Origin of the sequence: Microbacterium sp. zg-Y625, from assembly GCF_030246925.1 — a bacterium.
Taxonomy (GTDB): domain Bacteria; phylum Actinomycetota; class Actinomycetes; order Actinomycetales; family Microbacteriaceae; genus Microbacterium; species Microbacterium jiangjiandongii.
This window is the reverse complement of sequence record NZ_CP126740.1, coordinates 1,448,377-1,466,031: the sequence shown is the minus strand read 5'-3', so window position 1 is coordinate 1,466,031 and position 17,655 is coordinate 1,448,377. Positions and strand designations below refer to the sequence as shown.

General features: G+C 66.5%; 10 protein-coding genes. 6 read left to right on the top strand and 4 right to left on the bottom strand.

From position 1 onward, the window contains the following. The first annotated feature begins 65 nt into the window (after positions 1-65). The 4 genes from mobF to QNO14_RS06635 all read left to right on the top strand — a co-directional run bounded on the left by mobF (position 66) and on the right by QNO14_RS06635 (position 10,431). Positions 66-3,581, top strand: a complete 3,516-nt coding sequence (gene mobF / locus QNO14_RS06650; RefSeq protein WP_285184606.1) for a MobF family relaxase — start codon at positions 66-68, stop codon at positions 3,579-3,581. A 139-nt stretch (positions 3,582-3,720) separates the two neighbouring features. Continuing rightward, positions 3,721-4,041: a sulfate permease gene (locus QNO14_RS06645; protein ID WP_285184605.1), complete on the top strand. Its 321-nt coding sequence runs from the start codon at positions 3,721-3,723 to the stop codon at positions 4,039-4,041. Positions 4,042-4,413: 372 nt separating this feature from the next. Then, positions 4,414-6,018 carry a hypothetical protein gene (locus tag QNO14_RS06640; RefSeq protein WP_257506049.1) on the top strand — a complete coding sequence of 535 codons (1,605 nt, stop codon included), beginning with the start codon at positions 4,414-4,416 and terminating at the stop codon, positions 6,016-6,018. A 411-nt stretch (positions 6,019-6,429) separates the two neighbouring features. Then, positions 6,430-10,431, top strand: coding sequence for a DUF4297 domain-containing protein (locus tag QNO14_RS06635; RefSeq protein ID WP_257506048.1), 4,002 nt, complete (start codon positions 6,430-6,432; stop codon positions 10,429-10,431). Positions 10,432-11,068: 637 nt separating this feature from the next. Here QNO14_RS06635 and QNO14_RS06630 read toward each other — a convergent pair. Both QNO14_RS06630 and glnA read right to left on the bottom strand, forming a co-directional pair. Beyond that, the gene (locus tag QNO14_RS06630; RefSeq protein WP_257506047.1) at positions 11,069-11,377 is read right to left on the bottom strand and encodes a hypothetical protein; all 309 of its coding nucleotides are present in this window, start codon (positions 11,375-11,377) and stop codon (positions 11,069-11,071) included. A gap of 232 nt (positions 11,378-11,609) precedes the next feature. Beyond that, positions 11,610-13,034, bottom strand: a complete 1,425-nt coding sequence (gene glnA / locus QNO14_RS06625) for a type I glutamate--ammonia ligase (protein ID WP_257493500.1) — start codon at positions 13,032-13,034, stop codon at positions 11,610-11,612. A gap of 129 nt (positions 13,035-13,163) precedes the next feature. Between glnA and QNO14_RS06620 the strand changes: the two genes are divergently transcribed. Continuing rightward, entirely contained in the window at positions 13,164-13,586 is a 423-nt protein-coding gene (locus QNO14_RS06620) for an RDD family protein (RefSeq protein ID WP_257493501.1), read from the top strand. A gap of 34 nt (positions 13,587-13,620) precedes the next feature. Here the strand turns inward: QNO14_RS06620 and QNO14_RS06615 are convergent, their stop codons facing one another. After that, positions 13,621-14,331, bottom strand: a complete 711-nt coding sequence (locus tag QNO14_RS06615; protein ID WP_257493502.1) for a DUF4191 domain-containing protein — start codon at positions 14,329-14,331, stop codon at positions 13,621-13,623. A 119-nt stretch (positions 14,332-14,450) separates the two neighbouring features. Between QNO14_RS06615 and QNO14_RS06610 the strand changes: the two genes are divergently transcribed. Further along, positions 14,451-15,800 carry a hypothetical protein gene (locus tag QNO14_RS06610; protein ID WP_257506046.1) on the top strand — a complete coding sequence of 450 codons (1,350 nt, stop codon included), beginning with the start codon at positions 14,451-14,453 and terminating at the stop codon, positions 15,798-15,800. Between the two features lie 12 nt (positions 15,801-15,812). Here the strand turns inward: QNO14_RS06610 and sucB are convergent, their stop codons facing one another. Beyond that, on the bottom strand, positions 15,813-17,609 hold the full coding sequence (sucB, locus tag QNO14_RS06605; protein WP_257493504.1) for a 2-oxoglutarate dehydrogenase, E2 component, dihydrolipoamide succinyltransferase: 1,797 nt from the start codon (positions 17,607-17,609) through the stop codon (positions 15,813-15,815). Between the last annotated feature and the right edge of the window lie 46 nt (positions 17,610-17,655).

Genomic DNA, 17,655 nt, shown 5'->3' with positions numbered 1-17,655 from the left:
GAGGGCCGCGCCCGCTGACGCGGGCGCGGCGGCGCACCTCTTTGACGGAAGATAGGCGGTGCCGGATGTCAGTGTCGATGCGGGTGATGAGCGCGGGGGATGGCTACAGGTATCTTCTCCGCACGGTCGCCGCTGCTGATGGCGAGCGTTCCCTCTCCACCCCGCTGACCCGCTATTACGCCGAGGCCGGCACACCACCCGGACGGTGGCTCGGAAGCGGGGTGCCGGCGCTCGCAGACGGGAGGATCCTGGCCGGATCGACGGTGTCCGAACCTCAGTTGGAGCTGCTCTTGGGAATGGGGCGAGACCCGGGAACGGGCGCGCCTCTCGGCCGGGCATATCCCGAGTACGCGGCGCTCGAGCAAAGTGCGAATGGCCTGTCCAGCGCGCTGGGCCAGCCAATAGCTACAAACCCTGGCGTCCGGCGGCGCGCTGTGGCCGGCTACGACTTCACCTTCTCGCTGCCGAAATCGGCATCCGTCCTGTGGGCGATCGCCGACGCCGACACCCAAGCCAAGATCGCCGACGCGCATCACCTGGCGATCGACGACGTGCTGGCATTCATGGAGCGGGAACTGGCTGCGACCCGCGCCGGCGAAGCGGGGCGTGACGGTGCCGTTGCGCAGGTCGAGGTCACGGGCTTGATCGCCGCAGCCTTCGATCACTTCGACTCGCGCGCGGGCGATCCGCAATTGCACACGCACGTTGTGGTGAGCAACAAGGTACGCACCGTGTTCGACGGCAAGTGGCGCTCGCTCGACGGGCGACCGCTGCATGCGGCGACCGTGGCTCTGTCCGAGTTGCACAACGCCGTCTTCGCCGACCATCTGACGCATGCACTCGGCCTCGGGTGGGAGCAGCGCGAACGCGAAGCGGATCGCAATCCTGTTTGGGCGATCTCCTCCGTGCCCGAGCATCTCGTCTCCGAGTTCTCCTCGCGCTCGCGACACATCGACGTCGAGAAGGACCGGCTCATTGATGAGTACATGGCCACGCACGGACGCGTCCCATCGAAGGTGACGATCATCCGGCTGCGGCAGCAGGCGACGCTCGCGACTCGTCCCGAGAAGCATCTCCGCTCGCTCGCCGACCTCACGCTCGAGTGGCGCACCCGTGCCAGTCGACTCCTCGGCCGCGACGCGACCGCTTGGGCGCGCGACGCGATGCATGACGAAAGAGCCTCCGCTCTGTTGCGTGCGGAGGATGTGCCCCTCGGCATCCTGAACCAAGTCGCCGCGCGCGTGGTCGAGGCCGCGAGCGAACGCCGTTCCACTTGGGGGCGGTGGAACCTCTACGCCGAAGCCGCACGGCAGACGATGGGGTGGCGCTTCGTCGCAACCGAGGATCGCGAGGCGGTCATCGGAATGATCACGGATGCTGCCGAGGAACTCTCTGTGCGGCTCACGCCGCCCGAACTTGCAGTCTCGCCGGCCGACTTCCGACGCGCTGACGGGACAAGCGTCTTCCGCCCGAGGAACTCAGAACGATACTCGTCGATTGCGCTGCTGAATGCGGAGGAGTGCCTGCTCGCCGCGTCGGGCACGACGAACGGTTCGGTCGTCAGCGCTGCAACCCTCGAGCACGCCGAGCGAGCCCGCCGCAATCACGGGCTTGTCCTCGGGCAGGATCAGCGCGCGGCGCTCCATTCGATTGCATCATCGGCTCGCGCGCTCGATGTCCTCATCGGGCCCGCCGGTGCCGGCAAGACGACAGCGATGCACGCGCTGCGACTCGCGTGGGAGCACGAGCACGGACGTGGCTCGGTCATCGGGCTCGCACCTTCTGCTGCCGCCGCGCGCGACCTTGCCGACGATCTTGGTATCGCCACTGAGAACACTGCGAAGTGGTTGCACGAGCATCGCCAAGGGCGTGCGGCGGTGCGCGCCGGTCAGCTCGTGATCATCGACGAGGCATCCCTCGCCGGCACTCTCGCGCTCGACCACATCTGCGTAGTGGCCAGGCACGCAGGCGCGAAGCTGCTATTGGTAGGGGACTGGGCGCAGCTGCAGTCGGTCGACGCGGGTGGAGCATTTCGGATGCTGGTCGAAGCACGCTCCGACGCTCCCGAACTCGCAGAGGTGCATCGCTTTCAGCAAGCGTGGGAGAAGGACGCGTCCCTCGACCTCCGCAACGGGCGGCTGCAAGCACTGGATGCTTACGGCTCGCACGGCCGCATCATCGGGGGCGACGCCGACGCGATGGCCGAGGAGGCCTACACCGCGTGGCTAACCGACGTGAGGTCGGGAATGGCGTCGGTGCTCATCGCCGATACGGGCGATGCCGTCGACGCCCTCAACCGACGGGCGCGCGCCGAGCTGATCCTCTCCGGCGTCGTGGATGCCAGTGCCGAAGCGCCGTTGCGGGATGACGCGGCGGCATCCGTGGGAGACATCGTCATCACCCGGAAGAACGACCGTCGACTGCGTTCCGGGCGCGACTGGGTACGCAACGGAGCCAGGTGGACGGTTTTCGCCGTTCGTCGCGACGGCTCGCTGCGCGTGACGAAAATCGGCGGCGCCGGCGCGCGACCGATCACTCTGCCGGCCGGGTACGTGGCTGAGAACGTCGACCTCGGCTATGCGGTGACCGCCTACCGAGCGCAGGGAGTCACGACGGACACCGCGCACGCAGTCGTCGAGCCCGGAACGACGCGCGAGAACCTGTACGTCGCAATGACGCGGGGGAGAGCGTCAAATATGGCGTATGTGGTCGTGTCTCGTCCTAACGACAATCACTCCGCCCGGCATCCGGGAGACCACGCGGATGCCACTGCCCGCGCCATTCTCGTAGGCGTTCTTGCCCATGTTGGCGCCGAGCTGTCTGCTCACGAGACCCTCGCCGCGGAGCAGGAGAGTTGGGGGTCGATAGCGCAACTCGCTGCCGAGTACGAGACGCTCGCGTCGACCGCCCAACGGCCGAGGTGGGCCAACCTCATGCGCGCATGCGGGCTCTCCGACGCCGTGGTCGAGGCTGCGATCGCATCGGATGCCTTCGGCGCTCTGACCGCCGGCCTCCGGCGCGCCGAAGGGCTCGGACACAACGTCGACGCGCTGCTCCCACGAATCGCTTCTGCGCGCGGGTTCGAGGACGCTCAGGATGCGGCGGCCGTGCTCCACGAGCGACTCGAGCGAGTTCTCGCTCAGCCGTCGAGTGGCAGCTCGCGGGGGAGTGGGCGTCGGCTGATCGCAGGTCTCATCCTCACGGCGATGGGGGAGATGGATGCCGAAATGCGGCGCGCCCTCAACGAACGGGCACAACTAATCGAGGAACGAGCCTCGGTGCTGGTCGAATCCGCACTGACGTCGCGAGAGAAGTGGATCGCGTTGCTCGGGCGCGTGCCCATCGACGCGGCGCGGGCGGGCGCCTGGCGGCACCAGGCGCGCATCGTCGCCGCCTACCGTGACCGGTACGGCGTATTCGAGGATGACGCGCTCGGTGCTGCCGCTATCTCGGCAAACCAGCGGATGGATGCCGCGGCTGCAGGAATGGCGCGGGATCGCGCGATTCGGCTATCGGCGGATGCCGCTCCTGCACAGTCGCAACGACCGCCGATGCGCACTCAATCCGTCCACAGTCTGTAGCCGGCGGTCCTATCCCAGCGTGAGGGGCGGGCGTACCCTGAGCGCAAGCGCTAGCTCCACGCCTGAAGGAGAGGCCTGGCCGATGTTCCAACTGCTGATCGCATTCGTGAGTCGCGTCTACGCGTTCTTCCAGCGGAGTATGCCGACGAACATCCTGATCCGCGCCACCCACACGCGGCGCGGCCTCAAGTGGGGGCTGCCCGCGATGCTCCTCGCGGTCGTCTACATCGTTATCGCCGCAGCGCTCGCACGGTGGGTCGCCGGCGGCGCGCCGGGATGGATCAACCTGCTCGTGCTGCTGTCCCTGTGGAACGCGCTCAAGTTCGCGGTCAATGGACCGATCACTGTCGTCCGGTTGGCGCGGGTGCGGGCGTACGAACGGCGCTACCGGGACGGGAGGCTCGCGGGTCAACCTCGACAGACGCCTGTGGACGATCGGACGCCGGTGGAGCCGCGCTGACTGATTCGGTGCCCGTTGCGGTGGCGGTCATCGAGCATTTCTGCGGGCGGGGCCTCTGACGCAACATCGCCTGGTCCTCGGACTCGACCACGTCGACCCCTGGGCCGATCACTCCGCCGCGTCGGCGGCGTCGGGGGAGCCCGCGATCTGCACCACGATCATCAACGACGGTGGCCCCGGCTGGCCGTACCTGCTGGTCTTGCTGTTCGTCTGGAACGCCTTCAAGTTTCCACTGGATGGGGCCCGTAAGCCTCATTCAACTCATCCACGTCCGAACGAATGAGCTGACGCCTCGATCACTTTCTTTCCGCGGAACTGGTCGTGCTTCGCGCAAGAGCCCTGGCACGGGCGACAATTGACCGCATGGCGAGGATGGACGATCACGAGAAGCTGCGGCGGTTCGTCTTGCGTGCGCGGCGGGTGCAGGCGCACTCGATCGTCCAGAACTGGGACGAGTTGCTGCGGCACGCGCAGGGAAGCTTCGACGGTCATATCGACGTGACCGGTCGCATGACCATCACGCGGCGCCTCCCGGCTGATGAGGAAGTCTTCGAGTCGTTGGCTTCGAGAGTGAGGCCGTTGACAGTTAAGTCTGAGCCCGTCTACTACGTGAAGGTCTTCGACGCGATCGAGCACCTCATCCGGGAAGCGGATGTCGACGACGTGCTCCGAGCTCGTCTGCAAGAGCTTCGGCGTGCGTGGGACGCTTCCGAGATTCAAGGAACCCAAGTTCAGGCATATTCTGTGCAATCGGCCCGCATTGATGGGTCCGACGCGACCAACAAGGTCTCGGACACACAGCTCGCCGCCGCTTGGCTGTATGCCGACCTTGTCCATGCTGACGCTCAAGGGCCGAAGCAGGACGCGTTGGCGTTCTCTCTTCGCGAGCGATATGCCGCGGCCGTGCGCGTGTTCTCTCATATGGCTGCTCTGACGGTGGCGACCTTGCGGATAGTCGAGTCGCTGCGGGATGCGCAGGTGCTCGCTCTGGACGACTCGGCGTGGCAGAACGATGTCACCATTGGTACGTCCGAACTGATCGAGGAGGCAAGGGCCTACGTTGCGCCGGTGGGTAGCGAGGTGCCGGACATGCGCGATTCTCTGGAGTTAACCGAGGACTGGAGCGCTTTCACTGTCACGGAACTGCTCAGGCAAGACCCGACCAACCATGTCCGCGTGGTGCTGCGCGACGGCAACGGCGAGATCACGGAGGCGCACGACGCGGCTGTCGCTCGTCGCCGCCCTGACACTTCCGTCGCTGAATGGGATGTGCTGGTCGCGGGCAGCGTCATGTTCAAGTTCTCCTTCGACATCCAAGGCGAGCGGATGACTGACGCCCACTTCCGAGGTTGGGAGGCGTTCGATTCGACCAATGGCCTCAAGCTCGCATCGACGCGCTTCATGCTTCAGTTCCACCGCTCTACTGCGGTGGCCTTCGAGGTTGGTGGAAGCGAGCTGCTGTCCCTTGGCCCGCCGGCTATCTCCGACATTGAACAACGTGAGCTGGAGGTGATCGCGGAGACGGTCAAGGACATCGTCAGGATCGAGCGTCTGAGCGGACAAACCGTCGAGCCCTGTAACGGCCGTTTTGACGACCGTGACCGTGTGCGGCTGCGGCGGGCTCGTTTGCTGATGGAGGGGCAGATCGTCCACGCCATGCGTCACCCGGTCACGGTAACGGCCCCTGAAGGCAAGCCGCCGCAGGTAGTGGTAATTGCCGCCGGGACGCTGGACGTCGGCGGCGCAGAAGTACCTACGCCGCAGACCGTCATGCGTCACCCTGCAATGACAGCTGCGGAGACCGGACTCGCTCCCGAGACGGGGCCTGCGGCGAAGACGTACCGGATGGAGCCGCCCCCTGGTGAACAGTTCTTGGCTTGGGTTCCCGGGCTCGCTGAGGTGTCTGGTGACGAAGACCTCCTCGTCACTGCGTCGTGGGAACTGATCGGCATCGATGAAGAGAGATTCAGCGGCTGACCAGTGGTAAGGAGTCCAGCGGGCGCGTACGAGCGAGGGTGTCCGTCCACGTTATTAGCCTGAGGGCGTCGCGATCGTGGGCTTGGAGCGACAGCAAGGGTTGCTCTGCTCGCCGAGATGACCTCGACGCGGGTGTCGATCGGCGTCGAGAAACTCTACAAGCTAAACCTCGGACTCATCGCCCTGGACCCGACCACAGGTCGCCCACCAAGTTAGAGATGCAGAAGCAGCGACACAAGCTCGTCCCCATGCACGCAGCGGTCATGCGTCACTGGTCGTCTATACCATCAACATATGACCCGTCGAAACTCAGCGCGCGCGATAGCCGAAGCCCGTCGGCGAGGTGCCGCACAGGAGCGCCGCGGTCAGAAACGGGAGACCTCGCCGCCTGCCAGCCCAGCGTCAACTAGCGTGCCAACCGCCCCGCAGGCTGCGTTGTGGGTTGCTTCCCGAGCCGGTGCGCGTGCCGGGCGCGGCTTTCGTTTTCAGGATCTGGTCGCCACGCTCGTTGCATTGCGTCTGTGGAGCGAAGGTGACGCGACAGCGGTCGTGACACCGGAAGGGTATGACGACATTTCGGTGCAGTCGTCGAGTGGGTCATTCTTCATCCAGGTGAAGTCGCGACGCGAGAGCGCGGGAGATTTCGCCCCGACAGACCTGCGAAAAGACTTACGTTCCGTCGCTAAGGCCTGGGTGAAGCGCAGGGAAGTCGAACTCCCCGCTGCGACAATCCTCTTGCTTGAGCGCCCGGTCGCTCGAATCCCAGTACCCGAGTGGGGGAGTGAGGCTGCACAACCTGGCTCGAGTCCTCCGAGCGAATTGGCCAAGGAACTGGATGCTCTGTCCTTCGAAAACGATCAGGATTCGGTTGCCTTTGCGGCCTCAGCCTCAGTTGTAATCTGTCCTGATCCGCACGCGCAGGCGATCAGCATCGTTGCCGGGGCTCGTAGTTTCCCGGATGGACTTGCGGAAATCATTGTGGCTTCCGTTTGCACCCAGGTGGGACAGGCTAGCGACGCCAACGCGGACCCGGATGTCGCGAGGCGCGCGGCCGTGGACATCGCAGGCATCGATGTCCTCATAGACCAGGTCCTTGCGACCGTTGACCTCGAGTTGCTCGATGAGGCAAGGTCGCTGGGGGTCTGCGAGGCAATCGACTGGAGATCATCTGCTGATGGTTCGGACCTACGTCAGGGCGTGCAAGTGGGAGCTCCTCATGTCGCTGCCGGATTGCTCGTGCCCCGTGTTGAACTAACCCAGCAGGTGATCGAAGTCGCGGCGGTCCGCCGGTTGGCGGTCATCGCCGGGCCGAGCGGCAGTGGCAAGAGTGCACTCGCCTACGCAGCCGCGCACGAGACCCGGGGTCTGTATCGCTGGCAGCATGTCCACTCGCTGACACCAACGGGGCGCACCGGGCGCGATGCCGTCGCACTTCTTTCCGCACGCATTGAGTCGTTGCGGCCGAGCGCGTATGCCCCTGTAGGAGTCCTCATCGACGACGCTGGGCGCCACGACCCAGATCTCCTCGATCGACTACTGAGACGGCTCGCGGATCTGTCGAACGTCATCACCGTTGTTTCGATTCGGGAGGAAGACCGCTTTCCTGTCCCGCTACTGTCGGCCATTGCCACGATAACGCCCATGCTTGACGACACCTTTGCAGAGCAACTTTGGCGAGACTACCGGGCTGACAATCTCACCGAATGGGCCGGATGGCGGGAACCAGCCGAGCGAGCAGGCGGCCTCCTACTGGAGTACGTCACTCTGCTCACCGAAGGCGTGAATCTTGACACGGTCGTCAGCGCGCAAGTCGCCGCACGCGAAGCAGACCCGAGTCGACATCTTGAGCTAGAGATCCTCCGGCTCGCATCGTGTGCCAACCAATACGGCGTCGCCGTCCCTGCCCACTCGATCGAATCCGCTCTGGATGCCGATCGCGGCGCATTCACCGCCGCCAGCCGCCGCCTCATCGACGAGCACCTCATCGTTGAGGACTCGGGCAACCTCATACGGCCGCTGCACGAGATCCGCTCCGCAGCAATCGCCCGGGCAGCTCACCCCTTCGGACAGCAGGAGACCCTCCAGCGCATTGTCCCTCTGGTGACCAGCGCCGAACTCGCGCGATTCCTCCGACGCGCACTCGGGTCCGGGGCTGACCAGGCCGTAGTGATCCAGGCCGCAACCGAGCGCATCACACGCGATCACACCCTCCAGACGCTCATCTCAGTCGCATCCGCTTTCCGTGCTGATGGACTTCGGCGGCGGGCCGACGACTGGAAGCGCATCCTCGATGAATGTGAAGTTGATGCTGGCAACGCTGTAACTGCGTTCACGATGTCCCGCACAAAGCCACGCCCCGACACAGAACAGCTCTTTAAACCCGAGATTCTGGCAGCCGTCGAGCGGCTCCGCAGCGTCCCGACCGATCCGGATCTGCAACCCCTATGGCAAGAGATTGACACGACGCTGGTCGAAGAGCTCACGACCGCCGCGGTCCCCGATGATGAGGCAATTCAACTCCTTTTGCAGGCCATCACCGTACTTCGCGGTTTTGACGTCACAGCCCTGGAGTCCACGGCGGGTGCAATCGGTGCACGCCTGACGGTATGGCCGCTGCACGACGCGGCCGATATGACGGAGGCGTTGCGCCGCGCGGCACCCGAACTTGCGGAACGCGCTGTCATTACAGCCGGCGGCGAGCAGCTCCTCCTGCGTAGGATCGCGACAGAAACACCGTGGCTAGCGTCGCTGGAACGCGTAGACGACGGGGTGGATGGCAGGTGGATCTTCGTCGACGAGGAGCTACAGCCGAACCAGAACGAGGCTGTCGTTGAGGTCTGCCGACTGGCCCTCGCTCTTGCGCCGACAGCGTTGATCGCACGGGTAAGTGCCGTTGATGCCCTCGGGCGTTTGGTCAAGCTCGGCGACTACCCGCTCGTTGACAAAGCGATTCCCCGAGAGAACCTGCCACATACCCTCGAAGTCTCCGAGAACAGAGCCCAGGCTCGAGCGTTGTCTCGAAAGTACGGCGCGGGCACGCTGACGTCCAAGCTTGCGGCTGAGGCTAAAGCACTCGGGGCGCTCATCGACCTGCTCCCCGAAATCACAATCGCCCACCTAGGTGATCGGACTGTGCCTCAAGCGATTGTTCGTCAGTTCGAATCAGTGAACGCGCTACTTTCCGAGATGGACTCCCCGGCAGACGAGGGCTACACGGACGAAGTGCCCGGCGCTCTCGGTGACTATCCCGTCGAGAGCGACGCCATCACCGTCGTGCGATCGATGCTCCAGCACGTCATTCCAAACCTTGCACGGGCAGATGTCGCCGAGCGGCGCCCCATCCTGACTGTCGGAACGCTCGACAGTCTCATCGCAAAGGTCGGTGCACTGATCGAACTCGACCGATACCGCTACCTCGCCGACCCGCCCGATTGCGCTCAGCTACTCGACTGTCTCCGCCATTTGCGAATGGTCGCGTCCGCCAGCGCAGGATCGGACTTATCAATGCGCGTATCCATGCGGGCTGCTGCTGGGCGACACACGGGAACCGCTCGGATCGCAGCAGCAGCCGCCGTTGCGACCGAGCGCTCTTCCGCAGCCTTGCAGAAAGAGGGTGAACGAACGCGACTTGCGCTCGCAAACGCGGGGTACGCGGTCGCTGTAGTGCCGAGCTCCTCCGACCACACGATGATGAGTTGGCCGCCCGGAGACCTAGTGATCATTGTGGAAGGAGAGAGCGTCCTCACCCATCTAAATGCTCTCGCATCTCTCGCGGATGCTGCGAGAGATGCTGTTGAACAGCCAGACCGGCGTGTATGGATTGGACTGCGCTCAGCCGATGGCTACTTGTCTGCCTCGATCTTCCAGGTTGCGCATCACGGGGTGATCCCGCTTGGCGATCGTGGAGCGCCTTCCGCATTCGCAGGCTCGATCGCTGCGACACCAATCTCTGGTCCCTACGGGGATTACCTTAAGCAAGCTCGTCGTCTCTCATCGATCGCGGCGGTCATTGCGATCCGCGGGAGCAATCTGATTCCCGACGAGGAAGGACGGGTGCTTGACGAATCGTGGGACCGTCTTGTCGGCCTCAAAGCGCAACTCGATGAACTCACCTCCGCTCACGCTGGAACCGAGTACGTGTCCGCGCTCAGCAACATTTTGACGGTCATCGGCTCAGCGATCACTGATGACCTGTCCACCGCAAAGGACTCAGCGGAAGAAGGCCGATCTGGATGGGATGAGATCGTGAGCCTGCAAAGCCCGCTGCTGCTTGACACAGACCAAGCGGCAACACCAGGAACCGATGCTGCGGTCGTCTATGGCACGGCCGTTGTCATCGCGGACATCGAGGACCATTTTGAGGATGCTGATGATCGCATTGCACAACTGCAAGAGCACGGTCCGAGTTCCTAAACGGGCAGGTCGTCCGTTATCGACTACTACATCACCCGCCAGGCCGCACGCGGTCTGACGATGGGCATGGTCACCAGAACCCTCGCCGCCGTTGCCCACTCGCATACATCTGCCGGTGTCAATAATCCCACTGACTGCGAACTGGTCCGCCGCGTCCGCCGCGGCCTGCGCCGGATCCTGGGGGTCGCACCCCGCCGCCCGGCACGCCCACTGCTGGTCGAGGACCTCCGCGACATCTCGGCTGCCGTCGATCGAACGACCGCGGCCGGAAAACGTGTCGCCGCGCTCATCATGCTTGGTTTCGCCCCGCCCTGCGCCGATCAGAACTCACCGCGCTGGACGTCGCGGACATCACCTCCAATCCGGGTGGGCTGCTGATCACCGTGCGCCGGTCCAAAGGCGACCTCCGCGCACTCGGCCAGACAATTGCGGTCGCCGAAAGGCGGTGGGCTGACTCGGATCCCCTCGCAGCGCTGCACGCCTGGCTGCACATCCGCCCCCGCGCGGCAGGACGGGTGTTCACCCGTGTGCACGCGAATGGCACCGTCTCGAGCTATCCGATCACTGCCGCCAGCGTGGCCCGAATCGTCAAGACTCGCGCGCACGCGGTGGGATTCTCTGCAGACCGGATTACCGCTCACTCACTGCGCGCCGGCCATGCCAGCGTCTCGATCTGCTGCATGAACGGGCTGGTCACAGACCGCATGAAGTCGTCGTCGAAGATTCGTCCCAGCGAACCCGAGGGGAGTGCCCCCTTGAACGCGGTCAGATCCTTCGGGTCCAGCGGCTCGCCGTCGTCGCCACGAATCGTGAAACGGATGCGCGTGTGCTGCGGGGTCTCTCCCGAAGTGTCGTCGGCCGGCACGGCGCCCTCGTCGGCGGACGCCTCTTCTTCGCCCTCGTCGAAGGGTTCGTCGTCGTCAGATGGGGCGATCACGGCGGCCATCCGACCAGCGAACCACACGCTGCGGGCCCGCCGCGTCTCGCCTATGCCTCTTGCCGTCGCTGCGCGTGCGCGGAAGCGGTCGTCCGCACTGTCCGAGAACCTGTCCGTTTACTCCCCGTAGCCGTCCGTAAACGTCCAGAGATAGACTGAGCCCCAGACGGCATCTGCTGTCTGGGGCTCAGTAAATTGCTGGCCTCGGAACCGGGAGTGCGGTCCCTAAGACCCCTCGGAATCAGACTCCGAAGTACAGCTCGTACTCGAACGGGTGCGGACGGGCCGCGATCGGCCGGATCTCGTTCTCGATCTTGTACTCGATCCACGTCTCGATGAGCTCGGGCGTGAACACGTTGCCGCGCGTGAGGAACTCGTGGTCGGCACGGAGCGCCTCGAGCGAGTCCAGCAGCGAGTTCGGCACCTGCGGAATGTTCTTGGCCTCCTCGGGCGGCAGCTCGTAGAGGTCCTTGTCGACCGGCTCGTGCGGCTCGATGCGGTTCTGGATGCCGTCCAGGCCAGCCATCAGCTGAGCGGCGAACGCCAGGTACGGGTTGCCCGAGGCATCCGGAGCGCGGAACTCGACACGCTTGGCCTTGGGGTTCGAACCCGTGATCGGGATGCGGATGGCAGCGGACCGGTTACCGGCGGAGTACACCAGGTTGACCGGAGCCTCGTAGCCCTTCACCAGGCGCTTGTAGGAGTTCAGCGTCGGGTTGGTGAACGCCAGCAGGGCGGGCGCGTGGGCGAGGATGCCACCGATGTACCACCGCGCGATGTCGGAGAGCTGCGCGTAGCCCTTCTCGTCGTAGAACAGCGGCTTGCCATCGAGCCACAGCGACTGGTGGGTGTGCATGCCCGAGCCGTTGTCGCCGAAGAGGGGCTTGGGCATGAAGGTCGCGACCTTGCCCCACTCGAGCGCCGTGTTCTTCACGATGTACTTGAACTTCAGGATGTCGTCGGCCGCGTGCACCATCGTGTCGAAGCGGTAGTTGATCTCCGCCTGGCCGCCGGTGCCCACCTCGTGGTGCGAGCGCTCCAGGATGAGACCAGCGTCGATCAGGCGCAGGCAGATGTCGTCGCGCAGGTCGGCCTGCTTGTCGACCGGGCTGACCGGGAAGTAGCCGCCCTTGTAGGGCGTCTTGTTGGCGAGGTTGCCGCCCTCCTCGACGCGACCGGAGTTCCAGGCGCCTTCCTCGGAGTCGACGTGGTAGAAGCTGGAGTTCTGCTTCACCTCGTAGCGCACGTCGTCGAAGATGTAGAACTCCGCCTCGGGAGCGAAGAACGCGGTGTCGGCGATGCCGGTGGAGGCGAGGTACTTCTCGGCCTTCTTGGCGACCTGGCGCGGGTCCTTGGCGTAGATCTCGCCGTTGCGGGGGTTGTAGATGTCGAAGAGCATGATGAGCGTCTTCGCCTCGCGGAACGGGTCGAGGTACGCCGTCGACACGTCCGGGATCAGCTGCATGTCGGACTCGTGGATGTTCGCGAAACCGCGGATCGACGATCCGTCGAACAACTGGCCGACGGTGAAGAACTCCTCGTCGACCGTGGATGCGGGAATGTTGAAGTGCTGCTGCACACCCGGGAGATCCGTGAAACGGATGTCGAGGAACTTGACGTCCTCGTCCTGGATGAACTTCAGCACCTCGGATGAATCACGGAACATGCGCTCTCCAAAGGTGGGGCTTGTGTCGGGACCCGTCGGGACGGGCACTATCGAACCTATCCCGAGGGGGTTGCCCTGCAGTATCTCCCGTGTTTCGGGCGTGTTACGTGAGGCGGTTAGGCTGGATACGTGCCCGAAACGCCTGTCGACAACGTCTATCCCGGCGAGCGGCTGGGTCTTCCCGCCGATGGCCCGGGCAGCATCGCCCCTCTCGGACGCCGCGTCGGCGCCCTGTTCATCGACTACACGAGCGCGTACATCATCGCCATCGCGATCACGCTGGCGACGGCGGGGGACTACGCCGCACCCCCGATGCTGATCCTGTCGATCTTCGCGGTGCTGCAGGTTCTCTTCATCCCGACGATCGGCGGCAGCCCCGGGCACCGCATGCTCGGCATGCGGCTGAACCTCGCCTCGGGCGGGTGGCCGGGACTGTGGCGTCCCATCGTGCGCACGCTGCTGCTGGTGATCGTGATCCCCGCGGCCATCTGGGACGCCGACCAGCGGGGACTGCACGACAAGGCCGCCGGAACCGTGCTCGTCCGCGGCTGAGACCGCCCTGCGGTCCCCGCTCAGCGGTCCCCGCTCAGCGCGGACGCGGCGCGCGGACCTTGGTGGGGTCGATGCCCTTGGGGATCGGCAGCGACGTGACCGACTTCGACACCGAGTCGACGCGCTTGATGACCGCGGCCATGGTCGCCCGGTCGATCTTCTTCGGCAGCGACTTGATCGTGGATGCCAGCTTCGAGATCGGCACCTCGTCCTCGCCGTGCCCGACGTACAGCACCGTCACCGGAACACCGGAGGCCACGCGCTGCACCTTGCCGCGCTCGTCTGCCACCAGCCGCGTGAGGCGGCCGCGAGACCCCTCGCCCACGATGACGACGCCGCCGCGACCGATCACGCGGTAGACCGCGTCCTGGGTCTTGGGGTTCACGCCGACCGGCATCTCGGAGGCCTGCCACTTGCGGCCGAGGCCCGTGGAGAGGATGTGGCCCGCTGCGCCCGGCATCCCGTCGATCTTCTGGTACATCGCACGCGTCGAGAGTCTCGTCATCGTGATCATCGCACCGAGGAAGCCGGCCATGAGGCCACTCAGGCCCCAGAGGACGACGCTCCACCAGGCGAACGGCGGGATGAGGAACCCGACCAGCACGCCGAGCGCGAGGCCCAGCACGATGATGCCGATGAGGACCCATCCGAGCCACGGATAGACATTCTTGGTGAAGGTGAACAGCGACTTGATCTGAGAGAACAGACCCGGGCGCTTCTCTGGTGCGGGCGTGCGTGCGGCCATGCCCTCCAGCCTACCTTTCAAGCGCATCCTCTCCTGCACAGGATCACACCGCCGCGATCCATCCCCGGATGCCACATGCGGGCGCCCCGCTGCGGCTTCCGCCGCGCAGACTCGTCCGCATGCACAGCCCTGCCGCCCCCGTCGACCCCACACCTCTCGCCGGAGGCGGCGCGGTGCTGCGGGTCGTGCGCCAGGGGGCGCCCTGGCCCGGCACGATCGTGCGGCATGCCGACGGCGAGAGCGCCCTGCACGTGGACGCCGAGCTGTTGCAGGGGACGACGGTGTGGCGCGCCGCCCCCGACGGTCACATCCTCGCGCCGAGGGAGGTGGTGCGCACCGCATCCGGCCACGAGGCGGTGTTCGCGCTCTGCCACGGCAGGTTGGACCACGTGCTCCACGAGCGGCGCGAGGCGCAGGCGCCGCCTTCGGCGGGGGAGTGCGTCACGGTCGCGGTGAGCGTGCTGCGTGGCACCGAGGAGGCGGGGCCGGGGGCATGCGGGCAGTGGTGGGTCACCACCGAGGGCCGTCCCGTGCTCGCACTGGGCGGCACGACCCCGGCAGCCCACGCCTCCCGCGACATCCTCACCCTGATGTCCGCTCACGTGACGGGAGGGGTGGCCGATGCCCTGCAGAGCGCGGGTGCCGCCGTCGCGGACCCGCGGCCGGACGCCCTCGAGCGCGCGGAGGATGCCCTGTTCGCCGCGGCGGAGCCGGCGCCGCTGGTGATCGACCTGCCGGCGCCGGCACGTGCACTGTCGGTCTCGGTCACGGCGCGGCCCCACACGGGGCCTGCGGCGGCGTTGCGGGGAGCGCTGGAGCGTCACGTCGACGGCGACGTCGCCGAACAGGTAGGGCACGCAGGCGACGAACTGCGGCGCCGCTGGCAGCGCAGCCGGGAGCGGCCTGCCGCGCGGCGCGCCGCACGGCAGGCCACGACTCGCGGGCGCACGCGGCCCGTGGGCACGCAGCCGCCGCCGACCGCCCCGAGTCGCGCCGCCGCTCGGCCGACCCGTGTCAGGCCCGTCGTCGTGGCGTGCGCGGTCGCGGGACTCGTCCTCACCGCGGGTCTGCTGTGGCCCTCGGATGACGGTTCGGCGACGGCGTCGCGGGAGGCCACGCCCGCCGAGATCGGTGACGCGTCTGCGGCGGCGACGCCCTCGCCCGTTCTGACGCCCATGGCGGCTGCGGACCCGGTCGCCGCCGCCGAGTCCCTGCTCAGTACCGCGGCCGCCTGCGCGGATGACACCTGCGTCAGTGCTCTGCGGGAGACGCCCGGGCGCCCGGTGATCGACGGCGTGCTGGCGCTCCCACCCGCAGAGCGGCACGTCACGCTCGTCGACGACTACGGGGGAGTCGCGGTTCTGCGCGTATCGGCCGACGGGGAGAGCTCGGACCGCCTGCTGGTCATCGTCGACGCCGGCCACAAATGGCTGATCCGCGACGCCTACGACGTCGCGGATCAGCCATGAGAGGTGCCGGGGTCAGATTCCGAGGGAGCCCTCGAAGTCCGCCGCCTCGAGGCGGGCCTTGACCGCGCCGAGGAACCGGGCAGCGTCGGCGCCGTCGACGACACGGTGGTCGTACGAGAGAGCCAGGTAGACGTAGGAGCGCACCGAGATGGCATCCTTTCCGTCCACCGACACGATGCCGGGGCGCTTCACGACGATGCCGGTGCCCAGGATCGCCGTCTGCGGCAGGAACACCACGGGGGTGTCGAACAGGGCGCCACGCGAGCCGGTGTTGGTCAGCGTGAACGTGCCGCCGGCCAGCTCGTCGGGCTTCAGCTTGTTGTTGCGGGTGCGCGAGGCGAGGTCCGCGATCTCGTGGGCGATCTGGGCGATGTTCTTGTCACCGGCGTCACGCAGCACGGGAGTGAGGAGACCTCGCTCGGTGTCCACCGCGATCGAGAGGTTCTCGCTGGCGGGGTAGACGATCTTGTCGCCGTCCACCGTCGAGTTGATCACGGGGAAAGCCTTGAGCGCCTCGGCGGCGGCCAGGGCGAAGAAGGGCAGGAACGACAGCTTGTCGCCCGTCTTCTCCTGGAAGGTGCCCTTCATCTTGTCGCGGTAGTTCGCCAGCTTGGTGACGTCGACCTCGACGACCGTCGTCAGCTGGGCGGTCTGCTGCATCGACGCGACGGCACGCTCGGCGAGCACCTTGCGCAGGCGCGACATCGGCTGCGTCGTACCGCGCAGCGGCGACACCTCCAGCGCCGGGGCGGCGGGAGCGGCCGGGGCGGCCTCTGCGGCGGGGGCGGACTCGGCCGGCTTGGCGGCAGCTTCTGCGGCGGCGAGCACGTCCTCCTTGCGGATGCGACCACCGACGCCGGTGCCCTTGACACTGGCGAGGTCCACGCCCTGCTGCTGCGCCAGGCGGCGCACGAGCGGAGTGACATAGGTGAGCGAGTCGTCATCGGCCGCGAGCGACAGCGAAGGCGACGTGGCCGGAGCGGGCGTGTGCTGCGGAGCCGGGGCGGCCTCGGCAGGAGCTGCCTGCTGCGCCGGAGCCGGCTGGGCGGGAGCCTCAGCGGGTGCGGCCTGCTGGGCAGGAGCCTGCTGCGCGGGAGCCTCGGCGGGAGCCTGCTGGGCGGGCTCCGGAGCCTGCGGCGCCGGCTCGGCGGGAGCCGATTCCTGCGGTGCGGGCGCCGCGGCGGGCGCGCCGGAGCCGATGCGGGCAAGAGCGGCGCCGACCTCGACGGTCTCGTCCTCCTGGGCCAGGATCTCGACCAGGGTGCCGGCGAAGGGCGAGGGGATCTCGGTGTCGACCTTGTCGGTCGAGATCTCCAGCAGCGGCTCGTCAACGGCCACCTCGTCGCCGACCTGCTTCAGCCAGCGGGTCACGGTGCCCTCGGTGACGCTCTCGCCGAGCTCCGGAAGAAGCACGTCCTTCGCGTCGGACGCGTCGGCCTGTGCCGCGGGTGCGGGCTGTTCGGCGGGCGCCGGCTGCTCAGCGGGGGCCGGCTGCTCGGCCGCGGGGGCCGGGGTCTCGGGTGCGGGGGTCTCGGCGGCGGGCGCTTCGGCGGCGGGTGCCGAAGCACCGGAGCCATCACCGATCTTCGCCAGTACCGCGCCGACCTCGACGGTGTCGTCCTCCTGCACGAGGATCTCTTCGATGACGCCGCTGACCGGCGAGGGGATCTCGGTGTCGACCTTGTCGGTGGAGATTTCCAGCAGACCCTCGTCCGCCTCTACCGTGTCCCCGACTTGCTTGAGCCAGCGGGTGACCGTTCCCTCGGTGACGCTCTCGCCGAGCGCGGGGAGGACCACGGAAGTGCTCATGAGCTTTGTCTCCTTCTGATGGCGAATTCTCAACCAGCTTAGTTGC